This is a genomic window from Lentzea sp. DG1S-22, assembly GCF_036321065.1.
GTDB classification, from domain to species: domain Bacteria; phylum Actinomycetota; class Actinomycetes; order Mycobacteriales; family Pseudonocardiaceae; genus Lentzea; species Lentzea jiangxiensis.
Genome location: NZ_CP143276.1, coordinates 6,637,164 through 6,662,544, shown reverse-complemented (window position 1 = coordinate 6,662,544; position 25,381 = coordinate 6,637,164). Strand labels below are relative to the sequence as shown.

26 protein-coding genes and 1 pseudogene are annotated in these 25,381 nt (G+C 70.6%); 3 read left to right on the top strand and 24 right to left on the bottom strand.

Annotated elements, in window-relative coordinates; translation table 11 throughout:
* Window positions 1-62: 62 nt before the first annotated feature.
* From V1227_RS31515 to guaB, 5 genes are all read right to left on the bottom strand, one after another.
* Window positions 63-527, bottom strand: a complete 465-nt coding sequence (locus tag V1227_RS31515; protein ID WP_329788907.1) for a type II toxin-antitoxin system RelE family toxin — start codon at window positions 525-527, stop codon at window positions 63-65.
* On the bottom strand, window positions 520-837 hold the full coding sequence (locus V1227_RS31510; RefSeq protein WP_329788906.1) for a type II toxin-antitoxin system prevent-host-death family antitoxin: 318 nt from the start codon (window positions 835-837) through the stop codon (window positions 520-522). Before V1227_RS31510 ends, V1227_RS31515 begins: the two co-directional genes overlap by 8 nt.
* Window positions 838-900: 63 nt before the next feature.
* Window positions 901-1,119: a hypothetical protein gene (locus V1227_RS31505; RefSeq protein ID WP_236216045.1), complete on the bottom strand. Its 219-nt coding sequence runs from the start codon at window positions 1,117-1,119 to the stop codon at window positions 901-903.
* A 158-nt stretch (window positions 1,120-1,277) separates the two neighbouring features.
* The gene (locus V1227_RS31500) at window positions 1,278-2,411 is read right to left on the bottom strand and encodes a GuaB3 family IMP dehydrogenase-related protein (protein WP_329788905.1); all 1,134 of its coding nucleotides are present in this window, start codon (window positions 2,409-2,411) and stop codon (window positions 1,278-1,280) included.
* 52 nt (window positions 2,412-2,463) lie between these two features.
* Window positions 2,464-3,975 carry an IMP dehydrogenase gene (gene guaB, locus V1227_RS31495; protein ID WP_329794155.1) on the bottom strand — a complete coding sequence of 504 codons (1,512 nt, stop codon included), beginning with the start codon at window positions 3,973-3,975 and terminating at the stop codon, window positions 2,464-2,466.
* Between the two features lie 142 nt (window positions 3,976-4,117).
* Between guaB and V1227_RS31490 the strand changes: the two genes are divergently transcribed.
* A complete protein-coding gene (locus V1227_RS31490) occupies window positions 4,118-4,501 on the top strand; it encodes a DUF5319 domain-containing protein (protein ID WP_245732959.1) in 384 nt (127 codons plus the stop codon).
* A gap of 839 nt (window positions 4,502-5,340) precedes the next feature.
* Here the strand turns inward: V1227_RS31490 and V1227_RS31485 are convergent.
* The 5 genes and pseudogenes from V1227_RS31485 to V1227_RS40740 form a co-directional block, all read right to left on the bottom strand.
* Window positions 5,341-6,243, bottom strand: coding sequence for an anti-sigma-D factor RsdA (locus V1227_RS31485; protein ID WP_329788904.1), 903 nt, complete (start codon window positions 6,241-6,243; stop codon window positions 5,341-5,343).
* The gene (locus V1227_RS31480) at window positions 6,244-6,816 is read right to left on the bottom strand and encodes a sigma-70 family RNA polymerase sigma factor (RefSeq protein WP_053737331.1); all 573 of its coding nucleotides are present in this window, start codon (window positions 6,814-6,816) and stop codon (window positions 6,244-6,246) included.
* Between the two features lie 307 nt (window positions 6,817-7,123).
* Window positions 7,124-7,706 (bottom strand): annotated as a pseudogene (locus V1227_RS31475) (response regulator transcription factor).
* An 81-nt stretch (window positions 7,707-7,787) separates the two neighbouring features.
* Window positions 7,788-8,681, bottom strand: a complete 894-nt coding sequence (locus V1227_RS31470) for a hypothetical protein (RefSeq protein ID WP_329788903.1) — start codon at window positions 8,679-8,681, stop codon at window positions 7,788-7,790.
* Between the two features lie 14 nt (window positions 8,682-8,695).
* Window positions 8,696-9,640 carry a MerR family transcriptional regulator gene (locus V1227_RS40740; protein ID WP_442916560.1) on the bottom strand — a complete coding sequence of 315 codons (945 nt, stop codon included), beginning with the start codon at window positions 9,638-9,640 and terminating at the stop codon, window positions 8,696-8,698.
* A 180-nt stretch (window positions 9,641-9,820) separates the two neighbouring features.
* Between V1227_RS40740 and V1227_RS31455 the strand changes: the two genes are divergently transcribed.
* Window positions 9,821-10,117: a WhiB family transcriptional regulator gene (locus V1227_RS31455; RefSeq protein ID WP_275675736.1), complete on the top strand. Its 297-nt coding sequence runs from the start codon at window positions 9,821-9,823 to the stop codon at window positions 10,115-10,117.
* 89 nt (window positions 10,118-10,206) lie between these two features.
* Here the strand turns inward: V1227_RS31455 and groL are convergent, their stop codons facing one another.
* Both groL and groES read right to left on the bottom strand, forming a co-directional pair.
* Window positions 10,207-11,835, bottom strand: coding sequence for a chaperonin GroEL (gene groL, locus V1227_RS31450; protein ID WP_236216053.1), 1,629 nt, complete (start codon window positions 11,833-11,835; stop codon window positions 10,207-10,209).
* 90 nt (window positions 11,836-11,925) lie between these two features.
* A complete protein-coding gene (groES, locus tag V1227_RS31445) occupies window positions 11,926-12,219 on the bottom strand; it encodes a co-chaperone GroES (RefSeq protein ID WP_030478362.1) in 294 nt (97 codons plus the stop codon).
* Between the two features lie 172 nt (window positions 12,220-12,391).
* Between groES and V1227_RS31440 the strand changes: the two genes are divergently transcribed.
* Window positions 12,392-13,897 carry an alkaline phosphatase D family protein gene (locus tag V1227_RS31440; protein WP_329788902.1) on the top strand — a complete coding sequence of 502 codons (1,506 nt, stop codon included), beginning with the start codon at window positions 12,392-12,394 and terminating at the stop codon, window positions 13,895-13,897.
* A gap of 3 nt (window positions 13,898-13,900) precedes the next feature.
* Here V1227_RS31440 and V1227_RS31435 read toward each other — a convergent pair whose 3' ends face one another.
* The 12 genes from V1227_RS31435 to glmS form a co-directional block, all read right to left on the bottom strand.
* Window positions 13,901-15,154, bottom strand: a complete 1,254-nt coding sequence (locus V1227_RS31435; RefSeq protein WP_329788901.1) for a hypothetical protein — start codon at window positions 15,152-15,154, stop codon at window positions 13,901-13,903.
* The gene (locus V1227_RS31430; protein WP_329788900.1) at window positions 15,147-15,581 is read right to left on the bottom strand and encodes a GtrA family protein; all 435 of its coding nucleotides are present in this window, start codon (window positions 15,579-15,581) and stop codon (window positions 15,147-15,149) included. Before V1227_RS31430 ends, V1227_RS31435 begins: the two co-directional genes overlap by 8 nt.
* A complete protein-coding gene (locus V1227_RS31425; protein ID WP_329788899.1) occupies window positions 15,578-16,561 on the bottom strand; it encodes a glycosyltransferase family 2 protein in 984 nt (327 codons plus the stop codon). Before V1227_RS31425 ends, V1227_RS31430 begins: the two co-directional genes overlap by 4 nt.
* Window positions 16,562-16,597: 36 nt before the next feature.
* Window positions 16,598-17,653, bottom strand: coding sequence for a tRNA (adenosine(37)-N6)-threonylcarbamoyltransferase complex transferase subunit TsaD (tsaD, locus tag V1227_RS31420; RefSeq protein ID WP_329788898.1), 1,056 nt, complete (start codon window positions 17,651-17,653; stop codon window positions 16,598-16,600).
* Window positions 17,646-18,104, bottom strand: coding sequence for a ribosomal protein S18-alanine N-acetyltransferase (gene rimI / locus V1227_RS31415; protein WP_329788897.1), 459 nt, complete (start codon window positions 18,102-18,104; stop codon window positions 17,646-17,648). Before rimI ends, tsaD begins: the two co-directional genes overlap by 8 nt.
* On the bottom strand, window positions 18,101-18,781 hold the full coding sequence (gene tsaB / locus V1227_RS31410; RefSeq protein ID WP_329788896.1) for a tRNA (adenosine(37)-N6)-threonylcarbamoyltransferase complex dimerization subunit type 1 TsaB: 681 nt from the start codon (window positions 18,779-18,781) through the stop codon (window positions 18,101-18,103). The genes rimI and tsaB overlap by 4 nt, the downstream gene beginning before the upstream one ends.
* Before the next feature lie 193 nt (window positions 18,782-18,974).
* Window positions 18,975-19,316, bottom strand: coding sequence for a hypothetical protein (locus tag V1227_RS31405; protein WP_329788895.1), 342 nt, complete (start codon window positions 19,314-19,316; stop codon window positions 18,975-18,977).
* A gap of 63 nt (window positions 19,317-19,379) precedes the next feature.
* Window positions 19,380-19,838: a tRNA (adenosine(37)-N6)-threonylcarbamoyltransferase complex ATPase subunit type 1 TsaE gene (gene tsaE, locus V1227_RS31400; protein ID WP_236216071.1), complete on the bottom strand. Its 459-nt coding sequence runs from the start codon at window positions 19,836-19,838 to the stop codon at window positions 19,380-19,382.
* The gene (locus V1227_RS31395; protein ID WP_329788894.1) at window positions 19,835-20,932 is read right to left on the bottom strand and encodes an alpha/beta fold hydrolase; all 1,098 of its coding nucleotides are present in this window, start codon (window positions 20,930-20,932) and stop codon (window positions 19,835-19,837) included. The genes tsaE and V1227_RS31395 overlap by 4 nt, the downstream gene beginning before the upstream one ends.
* On the bottom strand, window positions 20,929-22,014 hold the full coding sequence (gene alr / locus V1227_RS31390; protein ID WP_329788893.1) for an alanine racemase: 1,086 nt from the start codon (window positions 22,012-22,014) through the stop codon (window positions 20,929-20,931). Before alr ends, V1227_RS31395 begins: the two co-directional genes overlap by 4 nt.
* Before the next feature lie 51 nt (window positions 22,015-22,065).
* Entirely contained in the window at window positions 22,066-23,439 is a 1,374-nt protein-coding gene (locus V1227_RS31385) for an NAD(P)H-hydrate dehydratase (RefSeq protein ID WP_329788892.1), read from the bottom strand.
* Window positions 23,440-25,299 carry a glutamine--fructose-6-phosphate transaminase (isomerizing) gene (glmS, locus tag V1227_RS31380; RefSeq protein ID WP_329788891.1) on the bottom strand — a complete coding sequence of 620 codons (1,860 nt, stop codon included), beginning with the start codon at window positions 25,297-25,299 and terminating at the stop codon, window positions 23,440-23,442.
* Between the last annotated feature and the right edge of the window lie 82 nt (window positions 25,300-25,381).

Genomic DNA, 25,381 nt, shown 5'->3' with positions numbered 1-25,381 from the left:
CGGTTCAGACGGCCGCGACGCGGTCATGAAGGCCGTCCACCGGTCCACCGCCTGCTCCAGGCTCAGAGCCGCGACCTGCTCCGACGGAATACCGGCCGTGTGGACGAGCCGGTTCGCCGGCCAGTCGGGAACCGGCTCGCGCGCCGGGGCTCGTCGACGACCACGTCACCGGCCAGGCGGCCCAGCCTGCCGATCACGTCAGCCGGCCGGGACAGCGCGGAGTCCTTCTCGGCGATGGCGTCGAGCCTCGCCGCCGCCTCCGAGCAGACCTCGGCGTCCGACCGGACGCCGACGCACCACACTTCACAGACTTCGACGGCGCCCTCCGCGGTGACGCGGTAGACGATCCGCCAGTGGTTCCGCCCGACGACGAGCTTTCGGAAGCCGGTCAGTTCGCCACCGAGGGGATGCCCGGCCTCCGGGTCGTCGAACAGGATCTGGACCTTCTCGAGCACCTTGGGCACGACATCCGGCCCGAGGCGACGCAGGTCGTCGACCGCCGCGTCGGTGAACAGGACGTCAGCCATCGAGCGAGTCGTCCTCCACCGCGGCCAGCGACTCACGGGTGTGCCCGAACGCCGTCAGCACCTCGTCGAAGGACGTGCGCCGCCCGGAGTCCGCAGCCGACCGCGCGAGCACGAGCGCCAGGTCCCTCAGGTCCGCTGTCGCTTCGTCGATCTCCGCCAGGCGGCTCACGGGCACAACGGCGGCCACCGGCCGGCTGTGCCTGGTGACCACCACCGGACCGTCCTGCTCGGCATCGGCGACCAACCCGGCGACGCCACGTCTCGTGGCCTCGGTGACGGTCAACTCGCGAGCCTCGCGCAGCGTGGACATGCACGGAACTGCATAAAAACTGGAGAGAAGAACGAGGGTGCCCGGGCAGGCGCACCCTCCGCCTCAGAGCACCAGGCCTTCGATCACCCAGACCATGAAGGCCACGCACAGGGCGGTGATCACCAGCCCACCGCAGAGGAACAGCGCGAGGGCCTTCCAGCCGATGCCCCCGACGCCCTCGTCCTCCTCGGGCGCTTCCTCGACCTCGCGCTCCTGGACCTCGGCGTCCGGGTCGATCGTGTCCACGTCGCTGTTCTTGCCGTCGCCGAACAAGGCATCCAATTCCACGAACAGTGGGACGCACGGGGTGGTGGTTCGGTTGCAACATCAGGTTTGGGCCCAAGCGGCGATCGGCAGACCGAGATGCACACCCATTGGCCGCGAGCGGCAAAGCAGAAGGGCGCGCACCAGCCGGTGCGCGCCCTTCCGGGTGATCGGGTTCAGCCGCGGATCGTCAGGCCGACCTTCTGGAACTCCTTGAGGTCGGAGTAGCCGGTCTTGGCCATGGCCCGCTTGAGCGCGCCGAACAGGTTCGTCACGCCACGCGGGTCGGCGGACGGGCCGAACAGCAGCTGGCGCAGGTCGAGCTCCTGGTCCACCGCCTCGGCGACGAGGCTGCGCGGCACCGACGGGTGCGCGGACGAGGCCGTCCAGTACAGGCCCTGGCCCGGTGCCTCGGTCGCGGCCGCGAGGGGCTCGCCGAGCATCACGGCGTCGGCACCGCAGGCGATGGACTTCGCCACGTCGCCCGAGGTCGTGACGCCGCCGTCCGCGATGACGTGCACGTAGCGGCCACCGGTCTCGTCGAGGTAGTCGCGGCGCGCGGCCGCGGCGTCGGCGATCGCGGTGGCCATCGGCACGCCGATGCCGAGCACCGAGTCGGTGGTCGTGACGCCGGGCGTGTAGCCGTAGCCGACGATCACGCCCGCCGCGCCGGTGCGCATCAGGTGCATCGCGGTGCGGTAGTCGCCGACACCGCCGGCGATCACCGGGATGTCGAGGTCCGCGATGAACGACTTCAGGTTCAGCGGCTCGCCACCGCGGGTCACGTGCTCGGCCGAGATGATCGTGCCCTGCACGACCAGGATCTCGACGCCCGCGGCCAGCAGGTCCGGCGTGAGCTCGGCGGCGCGCTGCGGGCTGACGCGGACCGCGACGGTGACGCCCGACTCGCGGATCTGCTTGACCGCCTCGGCGATCAGGTCCATCCGCAGCGGGGCGGCGTGCAGCTCCTGCAGCACCTTCACCGCGGCGGCGGGGTCGTCGTTGTCCTCGGTGGCCTGCACGAGGCGGAACAACGCCTCGTCCACGTCACCGTGCCGCGCCCAGAGACCCTCGGCGTTCAGCACGCCGAGGCCGCCGAGCTCGCCCACCGCGACCGCCGTGCCCGGCGACACGATGGCGTCGGTGGGGTGGGTGATCAGCGGGATGTCGAAGCGGTAGGCATCGATCTGCCACGTCGTGGAGACGTCCTTCGACGACCTCGTCCGACGCGACGGGATGATCTCGATGTCGTCCAGCTCGTAGGCCCGCCTCGCGGTCCGGCCCATGCCGATCTCGACCAGATCGCGCACCTGTTGTTCCTCTCCAAAGCATTAGAACAAGGCTTCAAGCAGCCAGAACACCCTAACGGGTGGTGTAGTTCGGAGCCTCGACGGTCATCGTGATGTCGTGCGGGTGGCTCTCCTTCAGACCCGCCGCCGTGATGCGCACGAGCTGCTGGTTCTGCAGCTCGGCGATCGTGCGGGAGCCCGTGTAGCCCATCGCCGCCCGAAGGCCGCCGTTGAGCTGGTGCACGACCTGCGACAACGGGCCGCGGAACGGCGTGCGGCCCTCGATGCCCTCGGGGACGAGCTTGTCCTCGTTGAGCACGTCGTCCTGGAAGTAGCGGTCCTTCGAGAACGACTTGTTCTCGCCGCGCGACTGCATCGCGGCCAGCGAGCCCATGCCGCGGTAGGTCTTGAACTGCTTGCCGTTGACCAGGATCAGGTCGCCGGGCGCCTCCTGGGTGCCCGCGAGCAGCGACCCGAGCATCACGGCGGACGCGCCGGCCGCGATGGCCTTGGCGATGTCGCCGGAGTACTGGATGCCGCCGTCACCGATCACCGGCACACCGGCCGCACGGCAGGCGAGCGAGGCCTCGTAGATCGCGGTGATCTGCGGCACACCCACACCGGCGACGACGCGCGTGGTGCAGATGGAGCCGGGGCCGACACCGACCTTGACGCCGTCCGCGCCCGCGTCGATCAGCGCCTGGGCACCGGCGCGCGTCGCGACGTTGCCGCCGACGACGTCCGTCGAGTCGCCGAGCTCCTTCTTGATGCGGGCGACCATCTCCAGCACACCGCGCGAGTGGCCGTGGGCCGTGTCGACCATCAGCACGTCGACCCCCGCCTCGGCGAGCGTCATCGCGCGCACGAACGAGTCCTCGCCCACGCCGACGGCGGCGGCGCACAGCAGGCGGCCGTCCGGGTCCTTGGTGGCGTTGGGGTACTGCTCGGTCTTCACGAAGTCCTTGACCGTGATCAGACCCTTGAGCTTGCCGTCACCGTCGACGATCGGCAGCTTCTCGACCTTGTGGCGGCGCAGCAGCCCGAGCGCGGCGTCGGCCGACACGCCCACCTGCGCGGTGACCAGCGGCCCGTTGGTCATGACCTCGCTCACGCGCTTGCTGTGGTCGAGCTCGAAGCGCATGTCGCGGTTCGTGATGATGCCCACGAGCTTGTTGTTCGCGTCGGTCACCGGCACACCGGAGATGCGGTACCGCGCACACAGCGCGTCGACCTCGGCGAGCGTGGCGTCCGGCGAGCACGTGACCGGGTCGGTGACCATGCCGGCCTCGGACCGCTTGACGGTCTCGGCCTGGCGGGCCTGGTCCTCGATGCTCAGGTTGCGGTGCAGCACGCCGATGCCGCCCTGGCGCGCCATCGAGATCGCCATCCGGCCCTCGGTGACCGTGTCCATCGCGGCGCTGGCCAGCGGGATCTTGAGGGTGATGTTGCGCGAGATCCTGGTGCTCGTGTCGACGCCGCTGGGCACGACGTCCGACTCGGCAGGCAGCAGGAGCACGTCGTCGAAGGTCAGTCCCAGCATCGCGAACTTGGCCGGGACTCCGTCAGCGTTGAGCTCGCTGGTCATAGCGGGTGACATGCCTTCCGTGGTGCGGTCTGCGCTCTGCCTGCCCTTTTGGGGACCTGCGTGTCCAGTTTCCGCAGGCGGAGGCGGTGCGCCCCATGGTATCTGGACGCCCACAACACCACGGGGGGTACCGTGCGGGGTCGTGCCGCACGACGCGTTGCCACCGGACCCCTTCGCGGGCGACCCAGAGGACCCCGCGCTGTCCCTGGGCGAACCCGACCACGACCACCCGCCGATGGACGAGGACGAGCGAACAGAGCTGGTCAGCGACCTGAGCGACCTCGCCGTCTACCAGGCGCTGCTGGAACACCGCGGTGTCCGGGGCATCGTCGTGGACTGCGGCGAGTGCCAGGAGCCGCACTACCACGACTGGGAGCTGTTGCGAGCCTCACTGGAACAGCTCCTCGCCGACGGCCACATGCGCCCGCACGAGCCCGCGTTCGACCCGGATCCCGGCGCCTACGTCAGCTGGGAGTACTGCCGGGGGTACGCGGACGGCGTGACGGCCACGGAGTCGGCTCGCTGAGTCTCCCGCTTCGGTGCGGTGCGCCGTGTCGAGCTGCGGGGTGGGCTGTGGCGAGTCGGGCTGCGGTGGACCAGGCTGCGGTGGGCGGACGTTCGCTGACCAGAGGCCGACCAGTGACAGCGCGGCTCCGGAAACGCAGGCCGCGTCAGAGGCGCGGCCTGGGTCGGCTGCGAGTCGGCTGAGCAGCCTGAAGCGCCAGGTTCGGCTCAGTGCTGAAACGCGCGACCGCCGCTTGTAGGAATGTCAACATTGCTACAAGCCAGCCGGGACAGGTCGGGCGGACGAGCCGCAGGGCTGACCTTGCGAGGCTGGCTGCCGGGCAGCTTAGGCCGGGCAAACGCATAGCCGCCCCACCGCGACTCAGGCAAGCGCAAAGCCGCCCCACCGCGACTCAGGCAAGCGCAAAGCCGCCCCACCGCGACTCAGGCAAGCGCAAAGCCATCCCACCGCAACGTCAAGCAGCCGCGAAGCCGGACCCAGCATGAGGGCGAGCGGAGCCCGGCCAGGTTGAACGCAGGCTCACGCAGGAGTCCCCTCTGTTTTCGAGTCCCCCGCGACCGAACGTACTCAGCAGGTCTGACATTTCCGGCGCGAAGCCGAAGGCGAGCCACCTCCCACCAACCGCGATGGCGAAGCCGAGCCGTGCGAACCACACGGCTCTGAACATGCCCACCCCGCTGGAACCGGAACCCAGCTCACGCAAGCCGACCCGAGCCACACCACCGGCCGGCCGGCAGTTCACATTCCACCCGACGTGTGACACCCAGGGCATGTGAACGGCCCCTGACCTCGAAAGATCAGGGGCCGTTCACATCACGTCCCACATGGCCGAGAAGGCCTCAGTTGGTCCCAGTCGACTGCCCGGCGGTCTCCGCGGTGGTCCCCGCGGTCCCAGCCGTCCCGCTCGACCCCGGAGCGGGATCGACAGGGGGCGGCGGAGGCGGAGGCGGGTTCTCCCCGTTGGACACCGGCGGTGGCGGGGTCTCCGACGGGGTCGAAGGCGTCGGCTGCGTGGTGACCGGCGGCTCGCTCGACGGCGTCGAGGACGGCGTCGACGGCTGCGTGGGCTGGGTCGGCTGCGTGGCCGGGGTGGTCGTGAGGGTCGGTGGCGTGGTCGAGGTGTTGGTGTCGAGCTCCTTTTCGAGCTCCTTGTGCTTCTCCTCGAGCTGCGCCTTGCCGTCCGCGGTCGACACGGAGCCCAGGCTGGCCTCGACCTTGTTCAGCTTCTCGCGGGCCTCGTTGACCTTGCCCTCGCGCAGTGCCAGGCGGGCCGCGTCGAGGTCGCCGCTGATGATGGCGGCGGCTTCGATCGACTTCGCGTGTTCGGAGTACAGGACTCGCGTGAGGCCCCAGAGCGCGTCGCCCGGCTGGGCGTCGCGGGCCACGAGGCTCATGCCGGTGAAGGCGATGGCCAGGACCGCGGCGGCGCTCGCCAGCGGGATCAGGAAGCGGTGCCTCGAGACCGGCTGCGGGCGGGCGGCCTGGATCGTCGCGACGGCGGTGTCGGTGTCGACGAGCTCGCCGAACGGCTCGGTCTCCACCTCGTTGCGCCACGCGAGCAGCAACGCGTTCAGGTCGTCGTCGCCCCACGAGCCGGCCGCACCTGGTGTCGCGGACCCCAGTGCGTCCAGCAGCTTGTCATCAGCCTGTACAGCCGAAAGATCATCTGCGACGTGTTCGTGCGGGGCTCTATCGTCCTGTCCGCGCACTTCTCCGTCGTCCTTCCCGTGTTCGTCGGCCACTCAGACCACCTCCTCCGCTGCCAGCGACTTGCGCAGCCGAGCGAGCGCACGGTGTTGCGCCACCCGGACCGCACCCGGCGTCGAACCGACCGCCTCGGCAGTTTCCTCGGCGGAGAGTCCGACCACCACCCTCAACAGCAGGATCTCCCGCTGCTTCTCCGGCAGGACCCGCAGCAGCACGGCCATCCGGTCGGAGAGTTCGCCCTGCATCGCCCGCTGCTCCGGACCAGCTCCGGTCTCCGGCGCGTCGGGAACCTCGGGAACGGGCTCGGAGCGGTTCCTGGCGGCAGACCGATGTGCGTCGGCAACCTTGTGCGCCGCGATCCCGTAGACGAACGCGAGGAAGGGCCGACCCTGGTCGCGGTAGCTGGGCAATGCCGTGAGCACCGCGAGACACACCTCCTGGGCCACATCGTCCGCCGAAGCGAAGCTCCGCTCCTGCCTGCCAACTCTGGCGCGGCAGTACCGCACCACGAGGGGACGTATGGAGGCCAGCAGGCGTTCGATCGCCTGGCGGTCGCCGTCGACGGCCGCGCCCACTTCGGCGTCCAGTCCGTCCCCCAAGTTGGTCATCGCAGACAACAGCCCTGGTGTTACTTGTTGGCGTACCGACAGGAAGCATCACGAGTCACTCACAGCGACTCGGTGCAGCGGCTTCACCGTACCGGTCTTCGGGCCCCTGATCATCAAGGGGCTATGGACACCCCGAGTGACCAGCCGACACACCGAACAGCTCACAGCCCGGCGACATCGTCACCGGGCTGGGCCATGTTCGCGACCGGAGGACGGCACGGTTGAACGGGTGAGCCCTCTCACGCCACCGGCCCCGCTTCCCCACATGCGGCATATGAGGACGCGGGGCCGGTGCGGCGAGAGCGGCTTACTGGACGAGGCCTCGCCGGAAGCCGTGCGCGACCGCCTGGGCGCGGTCACGGACACCGAGCTTGCGGAAGAGACGACGTGCGTGCGTCTTCACCGTGTCCTCCGACAGGTAGAGCTCGCGGCCGATCTGGCCGTTGCTCTTGCCCTGGCTCATGCCCCGCAGCACCTGGAGCTCACGCTCCGTGAGCTGCACGCCGGGGTCGGAGGGCTGACGAGGTGCTGGCGAGCGTGTGCGCGAGGGCTGCCACAAGCTCGGGGCGCGACGCGTCCCACCTCAGGTAGCCGCGGGCCCCGCCGGCGATCGCCGCGGCGATGCTCCCGGCGTCGTCGGGTGCTCCGAAGACGATGACGTTTGCCTGCGGGTTCGCGGAGACGAGCCGACGGGTTGCTTCCACCCCGGTCGGGACGGCGCGCTGGGTTCCCACCAGGACGACGTCGACCGGCTGCCTTGAAAAGCGAGCCAACAACTCGTCACCGTGCGCTACGCAGTCGATGCGGCTAACCCCGGGGACAGCCGACATCACGCGGGTGAGACCCTCCCGCACACTGCGCCGGTCGTCGCAAATAAGGACCGTGGTCACGGGGACTCCTTTCCTGCAGCCGAGTGACGTTCCATCTCCCCTATCGGACGCTGGAGGCCAGACCTTGACACGATCCGGTGCTTAATCCGTCAAGAAGTTCGCCTGAGGGTCTGCGTTCGGGGGTTCCCCGGAACGGAGCAGCCCGGTCGGCACCCAGGGGGACTCGAGGGCGGCCCGTCGGCTGAGGACATCAGCTCTGCGCAACACGCAGCTCAGAGCGTCCGTCGCCCGGTCGAGGGCGTCTGCGCCGACCGTGGGGGCATGACCCACCAGGACGAGTGCGCTCGGCCAGATCAACGGATGAAGCCCTTTCCGGGCGCTGTGATTTAGCTCACACCCGACTAGCTCACCCCCTCGTTCCAGGCCTTCGGGTGTCCCCCGCACGACCAGCGAGGTGCCCAGGACGAGTGCCGACTTGAGCTCGTGGCGGAGCGCCTTTCGCCTCGTCGCCACGCCGTACGCCTCCTCGGCGGGCGCCACCGCGGCCTGCGCGCGCCCGGACGCCAGCTCGACCTCGGCGCTCACCCAGCCCCGCCGGACCTCGGCCCGCCACGACCGCGTCTCGACCCGTGCGAGCAACCCGCGGGCCTCCCCGAGGCGTTGAGCACCGAGCGAATCGGCCGCGAGACCGAGCAGCGCGTCCGTCCGGGCCCCCGCGGCGTCGATCCCGTCCGGGTCCCCGGCGTCCGTTCCGCGCACCCGCGCGAGCGCCGCGCCGTCGAGCGGCCGGGCGAGGTGGTGCGCCCCCAGCTGGCGCAGGTGCGACGCGCGAGTCGAGAGGGAAAGGGACGCGATCACGGGGTCGGGGTCGTGGCGGAGCGCCGCCAGCACGGTGGCCGCGGCCGCGTAGTGGCCTTGACCGCCCAGGACCACGGCCGCGAGCCACCTCACCCGGGAGCTCCCGGCGGAGAGCGCGGACCAGACGGCGAGATCGGGCGAGTCACCGAACGCGGCCCGGCGCAGCTCCTCTTCCACGGGGGGTGAGTCTGTCAGGTGACGGCGGCCTCGACGGCGGCCACGGCGGCGGCGAGGTCCTCGACCCGCTCGGCCGGCGGCGTGACCACCCCGCGCCGCCAGCCCGGCCCGCCGACGAACACCCGCACCTGCTGCCGGGTGCGCGGCAACGCGGAGATCACCCCCGGATCGGCGTACCGGGGCAACTGCGCCCACAGCACCACCGCGGAGGGAGCGGTGCGGCGCACGGCGGCGGACAGCGCGTCCAGCGGCAGCGCCGCCCCCAGCTGCCTGACCACGATTCCGCGCTGCGCCAGTTCCGCCGCCAAGGGGTAGAGAGGAAGGTTGTGCCTCTCCTCCGGCATGCACGCCAGCAGCACGGGCCGGTGGTTGCGCCCGAGAGTGACGAGAGGCGTCGCGCGCACGAACGCCGCGAGCACGCACTCGTTCAGAAGGTGCTCCACCTCCACGCCTGCACCGGACAGCTGCCACCGCGCCGCGACGGCCGTCAGGACCGGGCGGACGACCTCGTTCCAGGTCGCGACGACCCCGTCGGACGCCAGCGAGTCGGCGAGCATCCCCTGCACGGCGATGGAATCCATGGCGACCGCCGCCCTGCCCAGTCCGCGTGCCGTCGGAGACGCTCCGGGCATTTTCAGAACGCGTCCGCCACCACCCGATCCAGCGACAAAAACCTCGCCGTGCGTCATTGACGATTTCGAGTCGAGAGCGAAACGCGCGGCCTCGGCGGAAGACGCGCCACGAAGAAGTGCGCGCTGCATCAATTCGAGCCGGGCGACGTCGCGCGGCCCGTATTTCCGATGGCGGCCGACGGTGTGACCGCTCGGGCCGAGCCCGTAACGGCGGTCCCACGTGCGGAGGGTGGCGGGAGCCACGCCGAGCCGCCTGGCCACGGCGGCCACCGACAGGAGGGGCTCGCCCGTCGGACCACCGGCAGATGCGCGCTCCGGCGGTGTCATCACGGGAGCCATCGTCCGTTCACCTCATCCGGGTGGCAACTCCGGGCGGTGCGTGATCGAACACGCGTGCTGTCACCCATCAGTTGATAAGGGTCTTCTGCCTCTTGAACAAGTTTTGACGCGGTTCTACGGTGGATCATCGTTAAGCCGAATGGAGCAGTCGTCACGGAGGCGGTCTCGATGGCGGACACCCGAAGGCTCCCCGGTCCCAACGCAGATCTCTGGGACTGGCAGATGCGCGGTTCGTGCCGGGGCATGGACAGTGCGTTCTTCTTCCACCCCGACGGCGAACGGGGTCCGGCGAGAGCCCGGCGGGAAGCTCGCGCCAAGGCTGTCTGCCTCGCCTGCCCGGTTCTGGAGTTGTGCCGCCAACACGCGCTGGCGGTGCAGGAACCGTACGGAATCTGGGGCGGGCTCTCGGAATCGGAGCGCGACCACATCATCAAGGCGAGAAAGCGCCAATTGGCGATCGTTTAAAAACAAACGGGCGGCACCCGGAGGTGCCGCCCGTTTCGTTCGTTCTCAAAAGCTGCGCTCGCAGAACGTCCGGAGCAGCGGCCTGGAACTCAGTGGCCGTGCCCGTGGCCGTGGCCGTGACCGGCCGCGGCGGAGGTGGGCTCTTCCGCCTTCTTCTCGACGACGGCGCTCTCGGTCGTGAGCACCATGCGCGCGATGGAGGCGGCGTTCGCCACGGCGGACCGCGTGACCTTCACCGGGTCGATGATGCCCTGCTCGAGCAGGTCACCGAACTCCAGCGTGGCGGCGTTGAGGCCGAAGCCCCACTCGCCCTCGCGGACCTTGTTCACCACGACGGCGCCCTCGAGGCCCGCGTTCGCGGCGATCCAGAACAGCGGCGCGGACAGGGCCTTCGCGACGAGCGCGACACCCGTGGCCTCGTCACCGGACAGGCCGAGGCCGCCGTCGAGCACCTTGGAGCCGTGCACGAGAGCGGAGCCACCGCCGGGGACGATGCCCTCCTCGACCGCGGCCTTCGTAGCGGCGACCGCGTCCTCGATGCGGTGCTTGCGCTCCTTGAGCTCGGTCTCGGTGGCGGCGCCGACCTTGATCACGGCGATGCCGCCGGAGAGCTTCGCGAGGCGCTCCTGCAGCTTCTCGCGGTCCCAGTCGGAGTCCGTGGCCTCGATCTCGCGGCGCAGCTGCTCCGCGCGGCCGGCGATGTCGGCCTTGGTGCCGCCGCCGTCGACGATCGTGGTGTCGTCCTTGGTCACGACGACGCGGCGGGCGGTGCCCAGCTGGTCGAGCGTGGTCTCGGACAGCTTGAGGCCGATCTCCGAGGAGATCACCTCGCCGCCGGTGACGACCGCGAGGTCGTCCAGGAACGCCTTGCGGCGGTCGCCGAAGAACGGCGCCTTCACGGCGACGACCTTCAGGGTCTTGCGGACGGCGTTGACCACCAGCGTGGACAGGGCCTCGCCCTCGACGTCCTCGGCGATGATCAGCAGCGGCTTGCCGGACTCCGCGACCTTCTCGAGGATCGGGAGGACGTCGGCCAGGGCCGAGATCTTCTCGCGGTGCAGCAGGATGCGGACGTCTTCGTAGACGGCCTCCTGCGCCTCGAGGTCGGTCGAGAAGTGCGTCGACACGTAGCCCTTGTCGAACTGCACGCCCTCGGTGATCGCGAGCTCGGTCGCGAGCGTGGACGACTCCTCGACGGTGATGACACCGTCCTCGCCGACGCGCTCGATGGCCTCGCCGAGCAGGGCGCCGATGGACTCGTCACGCGACGAGACCGTGCCGACCTGCGCGATGTTCTCGCGGCCCTTGACCGGGGTGGCCTTGCCCTTGAGCGCGTCCACGACGGCGTCGGAGGCGGCCTGGATGCCCCGGCCGAGCGCGGTGGGGTTGGCGCCCGCGGCGATGTTGCGCAGGCCTTCCTTGACCAGCGCCTGCGCCAGCACGGTGGCGGTGGTGGTGCCGTCACCCGCGACGTCGTTGGTCTTGGTGGCGACCGACTTGGCGAGCTGCGCGCCGAGGTTCTCGAACGCGTCGTCCAGCTCGATCTCACGCGCGATCGTCACACCGTCGTTGGTGACCGTGGGGCCACCGAACTTCTTGTCGAGCACGACGTGGCGACCGCGCGGGCCGAGGGTGACCTTGACCGTGTCCGCGAGCTTGTTGACGCCGCGCTCGAGCGCCCGACGAGCGTCCTCGTCGAAGCTGATCTGCTTGGGCATGTGACTCAAAAGCCTCTCTGGGTAGCGAAACGCCCCGGTAGCCCCGGGTGGGGCGCCGGGGCGTCAGGCATGACAGCCGAGCGTCGTCAGTTAGTTGACGACGGCCAGCACGTCGCGAGCGGAGAGGATGAGGTACTCCTCGCCGTTGTACTTGACCTCGGTGCCGCCGTACTTCGAGTAGATGACGACGTCACCGACGGCCACGTCCAGCGGGACGCGGTTGCCCTTGTCGTCGATGCGGCCGGGGCCCACCGCGAGGACCTTGCCCTCCTGGGGCTTCTCCTTCGCGGTGTCCGGGATCACGAGGCCGGAGGCAGTGGTCGTCTCGGCCTCGGAGGCCTGAACGACGATCTTGTCCTCGAGCGGCTTGATGTTCACGCTCACCGGGATGACCTCCACGGGTCGTTGGCAGGTTCGAATTAACGGCTCCTGCCACCCCGCCGTCGCGGGGGTCGGGGCGGTGCTGGTGCCGTGCAATTGGCACTCTACCCATGAGAGTGCCAAGGCTTCAACGAGCCCCCCGAACCGATCACCATCCGGGAGCCGTATTCAGGGCATGTCCCCGTTGACGCGCCGAACGCTGCTGCTCGCAGGCGTGGCAGGAGTCACAGCTTTCTCGGCCGCCGCCTCAGCGCGTCCCGGCGACCCTTTCACACTCGGTGTGGCCTCGGGCGACCCGGCACCCGATGGGGTGGTCCTGTGGACGCGGCTGGCCCCCGAGCCCCTCGCCGGCGACGGCCTGGGAGGCATGCCGGCGCGTCCGGTCGACGTCGAGTGGCAGGTCGCCCACGACGAACGATTCACCCGGATCGTGCAACGCGGCTCCACCACGGCTCGACCGGAGGAGGCGCACAGCGTCCACGTGGAACTCGTCGGGCTGGAGCCCGGCCGCGAGTACTTCTACCGCTTCAAAGCCCTCAACCACCTCTCGCGGACGGGCCGTACGCGCACAACGCCCCCGCCGAACGCCCTGCGGATACCGCTGACGATGGCCTTCGCGTCGTGCGCGCAGTACGAGCACGGCTACTTCACGGCGTACAAGCGCATGGCCGAGGACGAGCCGGACCTGGTGCTGCACCTCGGCGACTACACCTACGAGTACGAGAGCGGCATCCACGTCGCCCCGAGCGGCAACGTCCGCCAGGTCGAGGGCCCGACCACCACGACGCTCGCGGGCTACCGCCGCCGGCAGGCCCAGTACAAGACCGACCCGGACCTGCAGGCCGCGCACGCCGTGGCGCCGTGGGCGGTCATCTGGGACGACCACGAGATCGACAACAACTGGGCGGGACTGCTGCCCGACAAGCCGCAGCCGGACTTCCCCGCCCGCCGGGCCGCGGCGATCCAGGCCTACTACGAGAACATGCCTTTGCGCAGGTCATCAAGGCTGTACCGGCGGGTCCGGTGGGGCGCGCTGGCCACGTTCCACATGCTCGACACCCGCCAGTACCGCACCGACCAGGCCTGCGGAGACGGGCTGCAGCTCTGCCCCGAACGGCTGGAGCCGGAGCGCACGATGCTCGGGGCCGCACAGGAGGAGTGGCTGTTCGAGGGCCTGCGGGGCTCGCGGGCGCGCTGGGACGTGCTCGGACAGCAGGTGTTCTTCTCGCAGTACGACTACATCCCCGGCGAGGTCGACAAGTTCCTGCTCGACGCGTGGGACGGCTACGTCGCCGACCGGGACCGGGTGGTGGCGGAGTTCGCGAACGTGCGGAACCCGGTCGTGCTGACCGGCGACGTGCACGCGGCGTGGGGCGCGGAGGTCAAGGAGCGCTGGAGCGACCCGTCGTCGAGGACTCTCGCGACGGAACTCGTCACCACGTCGATCACGGCCGGTGGCGACGGGTCGGAGGAGTACGCCGAGACACCGCTGTGGCTGCGCGAGAACCCCCACGTGAAGTACTTCAACAACCGGCGCGGTTACACGCTCACCAGGTTCACGCCCGACGAACTGCGCACGGACTTCCGCGGCCTCGACCACGTGACGAGGCCCGGCTCCCCGGTCTCCACCAAGGCGTCTTTCGCGGTGGAGGACGGGAGGCCGGGCCTCAACGAGCTGTGAGTCTCAGCCGGACCAGTTGCCGGACACGAACATCATGTACATCAGGGTCTGGGTGACCAGGCCGGTGTACATGACCACGTACACCGCGGGCTTGAGCGCGGCGACGCGCTGGCCGAGCAGCACCAGCGCCAGGTAGATGCCGAAGCACGGCAGCAGGTAGCGGTGCACCGACACCAGGTTGCCGTTCAGCGTGAGCATGATCAGCGACGCGACGCCGAAGAGGCCCACGGGCACCAGGTCACCCCGGCGCTGCGCCAGCAGGTAGGCCGAACCGGCGATCAGCAGGACGATGCCCGCCAGCGGCACCACGTGGTTCGTGAGGTTCCACGTGTTCAGGTCGGCCGGCTTCGTCAGGGTGTTGATGCTCATCAGGAGCTCGTTCCAGAGCGTCCCGGGGATGTTCGGCGTGAACTGGTGGTACGACCAGGCAGGGGCCTTCTCGTACGCCGACGTCATGCCGAGCGGGTCGCCGACCAGGACCTTCAGGTACAGCGCGAAGCCCAGGAAGCCGACGGCGCTCGCGGGGAACCACAGCAGGTGCCACGACAGCAGGCCGCGGAGCTTCCAGTCCTTGCTGCGCCAGAACTCGAGGAAGCACAGGCCGACGAACAGCACCGCGGTGATGCGCACGCCGGTCAGCGGCATCAGGCACAGGCCCATGAAGACCCACTGCCCGCGCAGCGCGAAGAGGTACGCCCACAGGCCGAGCGCGATGAACACGGCCTCGCTGTAGAACGCGTGCAGGAAGTACGCCGACGGCCACGTCAGCATCGCCATCACGACGAGCCACGGCGCGCGCTCGCCCGTCAGGAGGTTCCTGGCGATCTTGAGCAGGGCCACGGCACCCAGCCACGTGGCGACCGTGTTGACGATGATGCCCGCGACCAGCGTGCCGATCTTGCCGAGGAACGCCATCTTCACGAGCCACACGAACAGCGGGAAGACCGGGTAGAACGCCTGCGAGGTCGGGACGTTCCGGTACGCGGTGCCCTCGGCGATGCCGGTGAAGTTCTCCGCGTCCCAGCGGTGCGTGTGCGACAGCAGCGTGTCGACCGAGCGGGACGAGGGCGGCGTGCCCTCGAAGATCGGCAGCAGCGGTTCGAGCACGCGCCCGAGCACGGTCATGAAGACCTGCCAGGCGAAGACCAGCAGGAAGACCTTGGCGAAGTCGCCCGTCAGCGCGGCCTTCCACCGGGGAGCGGGTCGGGGCGCCCCGTCGGCGACGACCTCCGGCTCGCGGATCGCGGTGTCAGTCATGAACGGGTTCCTTTGCGGGCTCTGCCGCCGGCCGGAACACCAGCCGGCTGTACAGCACGTAGTTCCAGACGAGGGCGACGCAGATGCCCGCGAGCTTGGGCCCCGCGATGGCGAGCGTCTCGGGCAGACCGGAGAACACACCGCGCGTCGCCATGATCACCAGCGGCTGGATCACCCACAGGCCGACGCCCGTGACCAGCACGAACAGCACGACCTGCCGGACGGCTCCCCCGCCTGCCGCGCGGAACGTGAAGCTGCGGTTGAGCGTGAAGCTGAGCGCCATGCCCATCGTGGTCGAGATCAGGTTCGCGATCACGAGCGGGGTGCCGAGCGCGAACAGCACCGTGTAGCCGACCAGGTCGACCAGGGTGTTGCCGATGCCGACCAGACCGAAGCGGAGCTGCTGGGCGTTCAGCAGCTTCTTCACGACGCGAGCGCCCTGGCGTCGTTCGGCACCGGGGTCGCGGTGCGCACCGACGCCACGCTGTAGAGCGGGCGGGCCTGCACCTCGGTGTAGATGCGGCCGATGTAGCTGCCGAGCACGCCGAGCATGATCAGCTGGATGCCGCCGAGGAAGAAGACGGCGCTGGTGATGAACGCCCAGCCGGGCACGGCGGCGGCCGGCAGGAACAGCTTCACGCCGACGACGTAGCAGATGCCGAGGAACGCGAGGGCCGAGATGAAGTAGCCGACCTTCGAGATCAGCTTCAGCGGGGCGGCGGAGAAGCCGACGATGCCGTCCGCGGCGAACCGCAGCATCTTGCGCAACGGGTAGCCCGTGACGCCCGCGTGGCGCTTGTCGCGGTCGAACTGCACGGCGGTCTGCTTGAAGCCGATGAAGCTCACCAGGCCGCGCAGGAACCTGTTGTGCTCGCGGAACTTGCGCAGCTCCTCGACGACCTTGCGGTCGACGAGGCGGAAGTCGCCGGTGTTCTCCGGGATGTCGATCTCGGCGACCTTGCGCAGGAACCAGTAGAACGCCCGCGCGGTCGCCTTCTTGAACGCCGTGTCCTGGCGTGAGCGGCGCTGCGCGTAGACGACGTCGAAGCCCTGCTCCCACTTCTCGATCAGCTCGAGGCTCACCGCGGGCGGGTCCTGCATGTCGCTGTCCATGATGATCACGGCGTCGGCGTCCGCGAGGTCGAGCCCCGCGGTCACGGCGAGCTGGTGACCGAAGTTGCGCGCCAGGTCGATGACGGTGACCCGGTCGTCCGCGTCGGCGACGGCGTTGAGCAGGTCCAGCGAGTTGTCGCGGCTGCCGTCGTTGACGTAGATGAAGTTGACCCGGTACCGGTCCTCGAGCGGCTTGACGACCTCGGACACCGTCTTGTGCAGCAGATCGATGTTCCCGCCCTCGTTGTAGATCGGGAACAGGTACGTGATCGTGCGCATGGGTTCAGCGCTCACCGCTTACTCCAAGATTCAAGTCCGCCCAGGATGGGCTCAGAGTATCTGCACCGTGCCGACGGGCAGACCGGGCGTCGTGGAGAGGTCCAGGGGCGACGGCTTCGCGCCCGCCGCGACGAGGTGGGCACCGAGCGCGGCGATCATGGCGCCGTTGTCGGTGCACAGCCGCGGCCTCGGCACGCGCAGCTCGATGCCGGCCTCCGCGCACCTCTCGGCGGCCAGACCGCTCAGCCGCGAGTTCGCCGCGACGCCGCCGGAGATGACGAGCGTGCCGACGTCCAGGTCCTTCGCGGCGCGGATCGCCTTCGCGGTGAGCACGTCCGCGACCGCCTCCTGGAACGACGCGGCGACGTCGGCCAGCGGGATCTCCTCACCGGCCCGTTCGGCGCGCTCGACCCAGCGCGCGACCGAGGTCTTGAGGCCGGAGAACGAGAAGTCGTACTTCGCGTCGCGCGGGCCCGTCAGGCCGCGCGGGAACGCGATCGCGCACCCGTTGCCCTGCTTGGCGAGCTTGTCGATGGGCGGGCCGCCGGGGTAGGGCAGGTCGAGCAGCCGCGCGACCTTGTCGTACGCCTCACCCGCGGCGTCGTCGACGGTCGAGCCGATCTCGGTGATCGAGTTCGCGAGACCGCCCTCGACGAGCAGCAGCTGCGAGTGGCCGCCGGAGACCAGCAGCGCGAGGCAGCGCTGCGGCAACGGGCCGTGCTGCAGCGTGTCCGCGGCCACGTGGCCCGCGAGGTGGTTCACGCCGTAGAGCGGCTTGCCGAGCGCGGCGGCGTACGCCTTCGCCGCGGACACGCCGACCAGCAGCGCGCCGGCGAGACCGGGGCCCGCGGTGACGGCGATCGAGTGGATCTGGGAGAGCTCGACCTCCGCCGTGTCGAGTGCGCGGCGCAGGGTCGGGACGAGGGCTTCGAGGTGGGCGCGGGAGGCGACCTCGGGCACGACGCCGCCGAAGCGGGCGTGCTCCTCGACGCTGGAGGCGACCTCGTCGGCGAGCAGTTCGAGCGAGCCGTCCGGACCGAGGCGGACGATGCCGAAGCCCGTCTCGTCGCACGAGCTCTCGATGCCGAGGATCAGGCGGTCAGACACTTTGAGCAGGCCTTCCCATCGTGTACGCGTCGGCACCCGACGGCTGGTAGTAGCGGCGGCGCAGGCCGAGTTGCTCGAAGCCGTGCGCCATGTACAGGGCGATCGCGGGCTCGTTGTCCGTGCGGACCTCGAGGAAGACCGGCACGCCGATCTCGTCGACGCGGGCGAGCAGGTCGCGCAGCAGCATCTTGCCGACGCCCCTGCCCTGCCAGTGCCCGGCCACGGCGATCGTGTGGATGCTGGCCTCGTACGCGCCGGCGGCGAGCCCGGCGTAGCCGATCAGCTCGTCGCCCGCGTACGCACCGCGGTAGTAGTTGCCGTTGTTCAGCTCGCTGTGGAACGCGTCCTCGCTCCACGGGTCCTCGCCGGGGAACAACGCCAGCTCGATCTCGTGGCACGCGGGCACGTCGGCGTGCTGCAGCGGCGCGAGCGTGACGGTGCCGGTGGTCATGCCCTGGTCACCCGCTTGCGCCCGGTGGGCTCCACGGCGTCGGGGCGGCGCAGGTAGAGCGGGGTGAGCGCGGCCGGGCGGGCCTTCGCGAGCACCTCGGCGGCCGCGGCCGCGACCAGGCCCTCGGGGCTCGGGTGCTTCGCCTGGAGCAGCTCCAGGCCGAGGACCTCGGCGTAGATCTCCGCACCCTCACCGGTGGCCTGGCGCACGCCCATCGCGGGCAGCTTCTCGGCCAGGTCCTGCGGGCGCTCGACGTGCGGGCCGTCCGTGCGGCGGCCGGCGGCGTCGTACGCGGCCCAGTAGACCTCCTTGCGCCGCGCGTCGGTCGCGACGAGCAGCGGGTGACCGCTGGCGGCGTCCCTCGCGATGGCGTCGGGGGTGGCGACCGGGTAGACCGGGCGGTTGAGCGCCTGGCCGAGCGCGGCGGCGGTGGCGAGCCCCACCCGCAGGCCGGTGAACGGGCCGGGACCGGCGCCGACGACGATCGCGTCGAGGTCGGCGTAGCTCTTGCCGGCTTCCGCGAGCGCGTCGCTGATGTGCGGGGTGAGCAGTTCGCCGTGGGCCTTGGCGTTGAGCGTCACCCGCTTCGCGAGCAGGCGCGGCGGCGAATCGGGCGCGAGTTCGACCACACCGGCGGTGACTGCGGGGGTGGCCGTGTCGACGGCGAGCACTAGCACGATTGTCCAGGGTAGTACGTGTGCCGAACCGCACTTGCCGTGCGTCCGCGAGGCAGGCGTGCGACCCCGGCTCCAGGTTCACCGGACCGGGTGAAACGCCGGAACCGTCAGCCGGCCACGTCGCTCAGCCGAACGAGCCCGTCACCGGGGATGGCCGACGGGCTCGTTCGGCCATCCCCGCGACCCTCCGGGCTCATCGGCCGGAGAGGTTCCCGTCGCAGGCGGCGGACGACCGCGAGCGGTCGACCGTGAAGATCTCCAGCGGGCCGTTCCACTGCCACGGCGTGACGCAGGCGTCGTCCGGCACGCCGACGCCGGCACCACCGGTGGCGCGGTTGTCGGCGCACGCGGCGTAGCCGGGCGCGTGACCCTCGTGCAGCAGCGAGAGCGGGCCGTTCCACTGCCACGGCGCGGCGCAGAAGTCGTCGGCAACCCTGACGCCACCGTCGCGGTGGTGCTCGCCGGCGGAAGCAGGGGCGACCACGAGCAGGGCGCCACCGATGACCGCGGTCGCGAAGAGGGTCTTCTTGGTCATGCGGATCGCATCGGCTCGGAGTGCTCCGTCCTCAACGGACTTCACCCCATCCGCCGACCGGCTTCACACCGGAAGGGTACGGTCCGCCCATTCGCCGTGCGGCACCAGCTGAGCTGTGCGAACGTCGTCGATCCCGCGTTCGAGGCGGATCAGGAGATGATCTTCGTTCAGGCGTTCCGCGACGCCCTCTCCCCACTCGACGGCGACGACGGCGTCGACCAGCTCGGTGTCGAGGTCGAGGTCGTCCAGCTCGTCCAGGTGACCCCCGAGCCGGTACGCGTCGACGTGCACCAGCCGCACGCCGCCCTCCCGCTCCGGCTCGTGCACGCGGGCGACGACGAACGTCGGCGAGGACACCCGGCCCCGCACGCCCATGCCGCGCGCCAGACCGCGCACGAACGCCGTCTTCCCCGCGCCCAAGGGCCCCGCGAGGAGCAACAGGTCGCCCGCGCGGACGACTTCACCCAGCTTGCGGCCGAACTCCTCGGTGTCCTCCACCAAGGGCAGTTCGACGGTCTTCACGCTCGGCGCCACCACTTCTTCCGACTCTCTCCGCGATCGGCCGCGCAGCGTTCGACGAGCGCGACCAGGTGGTCGTTGACGAGGTCAGCCTGCTCCATCATCACCATGTGCCCGGCACCGGGGGCCCGGACGAGCGTGGCGTGCGGCATCTCCTCGGCCATCCGCTCGGCGTGCGAGAACGGCGTGAGCCTGTCCGCGTCGCCGCTCAGGATCAGCACCTCGCAGTGCCGCAGACCCGCCAGCGCCTTGTAGCGGTCGTGCGTGCCGAGGGTCTCGAGGAACTCGGTGAGCACCTTCACCGGGGTCCCGCCGATCATCTGCTCCATCAGGTCCACCAGGGACGGTGCTACCCCGCGGTCGCCGAACGCCCCCAGGCGGATGCCGCTCCACGTGAGGCTCTTCGCGCTCTTGCGCACCCACTCGACGAGTCCGGGCTGCACGCTCGCGAGCCGGCCGACGCCGAGCGTCACCGGGTTGTACCGCGACAGCACGGACTTCGGCAGCCCCACGCCGCCGACGGCACCGGCGGCCGTGCCGACCAGCGCGACGCCGCGCACCCGTTCCTCGAAGAGCTCCGGGTGCTTCTCGGCCAGCGCCATGATCGTCATGCCGCCCATGGAGTGGCCGACGAGCACCAGCGGGCCCTCCGGCGCGATGGCCCTGATCACCGAGTCGAGGTCGAGCGCGAGCTGGTCGATCGTGCTGTTCTCGGTCGACGACCGCCCGGACCGGCCGTGGCTGCGCTGGTCGTAGAGCACCTGGTGGACCCGCGGGTCGAGCAGTTCGGCGAGGTCGCGGCGCTGGAAGTGCCAGCAGCGGCGGTCCAGCGCGAACCCGTGCACCAGCACGACGGTGATGTCCGGCTCGCCGCCGTCCGCGGGGTCGACCTCCTCGACGGAGATCGGCACGCCGTCCTCGGCGGCCACGGTCGACTCGCGGTCGGGCCGCAGTTGCCCGAGCGGCTCCTCGGCGTAGCTGTCGGACGCCGTCTTGCGCTCGTGCGAGACCTTCGCCGTCTGCGCCACGGCCGCACCGGCGACGGCGGCGCCGAGCGCGCCACCGACCCACCCGACGACCTTCCACACCGGCTTCACGTGTAGGTCCTCCGCACCCGCGGCCGGTACATCCCGCAGACGATCTCGTAGTCGATCGTCCCGGTCAGCTCCGCCCACTCCGTCGCCGTCGGTTCCCCCCGGCTCCCGTCGCCGAACAGGACGACCTCGGCACCCTCCCGCACCTCGTCGTCCTCGCAGCTCACGACGATCTGGTCCATGCAGACGCGGCCGACCACCGGACGGCGCCTCCCGTTCAGGAGCACCTCCATCCGGCCGGAGAGCGCCCTCGGGACACCGTCCGCGTACCCGGCGGGCACCAGTGCCAGCGTCGTGTCCTTCCGCGCGGTCCACGTCATCCCGTAGGACACGGACTCACCCGCGGGGATACGTTTCGTGAGCGCCACGTACGACCGGAAGCTCATGACCGGCCGGAGGTCGTGGTCCGTCGGCACGGGGTTCAGCCCGTAGATCGCGATACCCGGCCTGACCAGGTCGAAGTGCAGGTCGGGCCTCGTCAGCAGGGCCGCGGAGTTCGCGATGTGCCGCAACGGGTCGAGCCCCGCCGCCTTCGCCACCTCGTAGGCGTCGTCGAACCGCTTGGCCTGCAGGTCGATGGACGGGTCGCCGATCACGTCGGCGGACGCGAGGTGCGACCAGATGGCCACGACCTCGTGCTTCTTCGCGGCGTCGACGAGCGCGGGCCAGTCCCGCGGCTGGCAGCCGTTGCGGCTCAGGCCGGTGTCGATCTTCAGGTGCAGCCGCGGCCGCGCGTCGGCCTCCTCGGCGGCCTGCTCGATCCGGCGCAGGTCCGACAGCGAGGAGACGCCCATGTCGACGTCCGCGGCGAGCCCGGCGGCCAGGTCCTCGTCCGGCGCGTCGAGCCAGGCGAGGATCGGCGCCTGGATGCCGGCCGCGCGCAGAGCGAGGGCTTCCTGCGTGCTGCACGAACCGAGCCAGGTGGCGCCCGCTTCGAGCGCGGCCCTGGCGACCTCGGCCGCGCCGTGGCCGTAGCCGTCCGCCTTGACGACGGCCATGGTCTCGGAGGACGGCGCGAGACCTGCGAGCAGGGCGACGTTGTGCCGCAGCGCGCCTAGGTCGACGACAACTTCTGAACGGGCCATAACCTGGTCATCGTTCCACAGGAGCGCAGCTCACCAGGTGTGAGCGAGCGCTCAGAGGCTCTTGATCGCGTCCGGGATCGCGCTCATCAGCCCCGACGCGGGCACCGGTGCCCCGTCCGCGGCCAGTTCCGCCGCCAGCACGTGCGCGTACGCCGCGTACCCCGCCGCCAGGAACGGGTCCAGGCCGCTCGCCAGCAGCGCGCCGATGATCCCCGACAGCACGTCGCCCGATCCGGCCGTGGCGGGCCAGGACGACGTCGCCGAGTTGACCAGCGCCCGCCCGTCCGGTGCGGCGACGACGGTCCGGTGCCCCTTGAGCAGCACCACGGAGTTGAAGCGCCGCGCGGCCTTGCGGGCGGCGGCGACGCGGTCAGGGCCGACCGGACCGGCCAGGCGTTCGAACTCGCGGTCGTGCGGGGTCAGCACCAGCGGCGCATCGGGGTCGCGGGCGTCCCACAGCGACGGGTTCGAGGCGAGCAGCGTGATGGCGTCCGCGTCGGCGATCACCGGCACGCCGGCGTCCAGCACGAAGCGCAGCACGTCGGCGGACGAGCTGCCGGTGCCCGTGCCGGGGCCGACGACCCAGGCCTGCACGCGGCCCGCGTCGGTGATCGAGCCCGTGCAGACCGCCTCGGGCCAGCGGGCGCGGATGGCGTCGGCGGCGGGACCGGCGTAGCGGACCATGCCCGAGGTGGCCAGCACCGCGGCACCCGTCGACAGCACCGCGGCGCCGGGGTAGGTCGCGCTGCCGGCGGCGACGCCCGTGACGCCCTGGGTGTACTTGTCGTCGGACGGGCCCGGCACCGGCCAGCTGATGTCCTGCCGGTCGAGCAGCACGAAGTCGGGGTCCTCCGGCCGCAGGCCGATGTCGACCAGGTGCACCTCGCCGCAGTCCGCCAGCGCGTGCACCGGCTTCAGGCAGCCGAACGTGACGGTCGTGTGGGCGCGCACGTGCGGTCCGGAGATCTCGCCGGTGTCCGGGTCGATGCCGGACGGCAGGTCCACGGCCAGGACCGGGGCGCGCACCGAGGAGACCAGTTCGGCCGCGGCCGGGCGCAACGGGCCCCGTGCGGACAGGCCGACGATGCCGTCGACCACGAGGTCGGGCTCGCCGACCTCCGCGACGATCCGCCCGCCCGCGCGGCGGAACGCGGCCAGCCCCTCGGCGTGGGCCTTCTCCGGCGACAGCAGCACGGCGGACACCGCGACACCGCGGCGGCGCAGGAAGTAGCCCGCCCACAGGGCGTCGCCACCGTTGTTGCCCGCACCGACGAGCAGCGTGACGCGGCGACGGCCGGCGAGCAGACGCAGGGCGTGGGTGGCCACACCGAACGCGGCCTTGCGCATCAGGGACCCCGGCGGGACGACCGCCATGAGCTCCTCTTCAGCGGACTTGACGCGTTCGGTGTGCCAGACGCCTCTCACCTATTCGACGGTAACGGACTTCGCGAGGTTGCGAGGCTTGTCGACGTCGTAGCCGCGGGCCGTCGCGATCTCGGCCGCGAGCACCTGCAGCGGGATCGTCGAGATCAGCGGCTGCAGCAGCGTCGGGACGGCCGGGATCTCGATCAGGTGGTCGGCGAACGGGCGCACCGTCTCGTCGCCCTCCTCCGCGATCACGATCGTGCGGGCGCCGCGGGCCTGGATCTCGCTGATGTTCGACACCAGCTTCGAGTGCAGGACGGCGCGGCCCTTCGGCGACGGCATCACCACGACGACCGGGAGGTTCTCCTCGATCAGCGCGATCGGGCCGTGCTTGAGCTCGCCCGCCGCGAAGCCCTCGGCGTGCATGTAGGCGAGCTCCTTGAGCTTGAGCGCGCCCTCCAGGGCGACCGGGTAGCCGACGTGGCGGCCGAGGAACAGCACCGCCTTCGAGTCGGCGAGCTCCCGGCCGAGCGCCTTGACCTGGTCGATGGTGCCGAGCACGCGCCGCACGGCCTCGGGCATGGCCTCCAGCTCGTGGAACTCGCGGGCGACCTCGTCCGGGTACTTGGTGCCGCGGGCCTGCGCCAGGGCCAGGCCGACGAGGTAGTTCGCGGCGATCTGGGCGAGGAACGCCTTCGTCGACGCGACACCGATCTCCGGGCCGGCGTGCGTGTAGAGCACGGCGTCGGACTCGCGCGGGATCTGCGCGCCGTTGGTGTTGCAGACGGCCAGGACGCGGGCCTTCTGCGCACGGGCGTGGCGCACGGCCTCCAGCGTGTCCGCGGTCTCGCCGGACTGCGACACGGCGACGACGAGCGTGTCGCGGTCGAGGACCGGGTCGCGGTAGCGGAACTCGGAGGCCAGCTCGACCTCGACGGGCAGGCGGGTCCAGTGCTCGATCGCGTACTTCGCGACGAGGCCGGAGTGGTAGGCCGAGCCGCAGGCGACGACGAAGACCTTGTCGACGTCGCGGAGGTCCTGGTCGGACAGTCGCTGCTCGTCGAGGACGATCCGGCCGTTCGCGAAGTGGCCGCGCAGCGTGTTCGCCAGCGCCTCCGGCTGCTCCTCGATCTCCTTGAGCATGAAGTACTCGTGGCCGCCCTTCTCGGCGGCGCTGAGGTCCCAGTTGACCGTGAACGGCTTGGCCTCGGCGGGCTGACCGTCGAAGTCGGTGACCTCGTAGCCGGAGCGGGTGAGCACGACCATCTGGTCCTGGCCCAGCTCGACGGCTTCCTTGGTGTGCGCGATGAACGCGGCCACGTCGCTCGCGACGAAGTACTCGTCCTCGCCGACGCCCACGACCAGCGGGGAGTTGCGGCGCGCGGCGACGACCTGGTCGGGCTCGTCGGCGTGCGTGACCACGATGGTGAACGCGCCCTCGAGCCGGCGGGCGATCTTGCGCACGCTGGCGGGCAGGTCACCCTTCGTGTCGCCCTCGGAGTAGGCGAACGCCACGAGGTGCGCGACCGTCTCGGTGTCCGTGTCGGACGCCATCTCGACGCCGAGGCCCTCGAGCTCGGCGCGCAGCGCGAGGAAGTTCTCGATGATGCCGTTGTGCACCACGGCGACCCGGTTCGTCGAGTCGCGGTGCGGGTGCGAGTTCCGGTCGATCGGCGCGCCGTGCGTCGCCCACCGGGTGTGGCCCATGCCGACGGTGCCCGCGAAGCTGTCGCGGCCCACCTCGTCGAGCCTGCCCTCCAGGTTCTGCAGCCGTCCGGCCTTGCGTTCGACGGCGAGGTCGTCGCCCGTCACGACCGCGACGCCCGCCGAGTCGTAACCCCGGTACTCGAGGCGCCTCAGCCCGTCCAGCACGACGTCGAGCGCCGACTGGTGACCCACGTATCCCACGATTCCGCACACGGGAAACAGACTAGCTAGACCACGCCGCTAACCCTAATGAGTGAGAGCGCTCCGTTTGCGCAGGTCACAGGCCTGAGTGGTG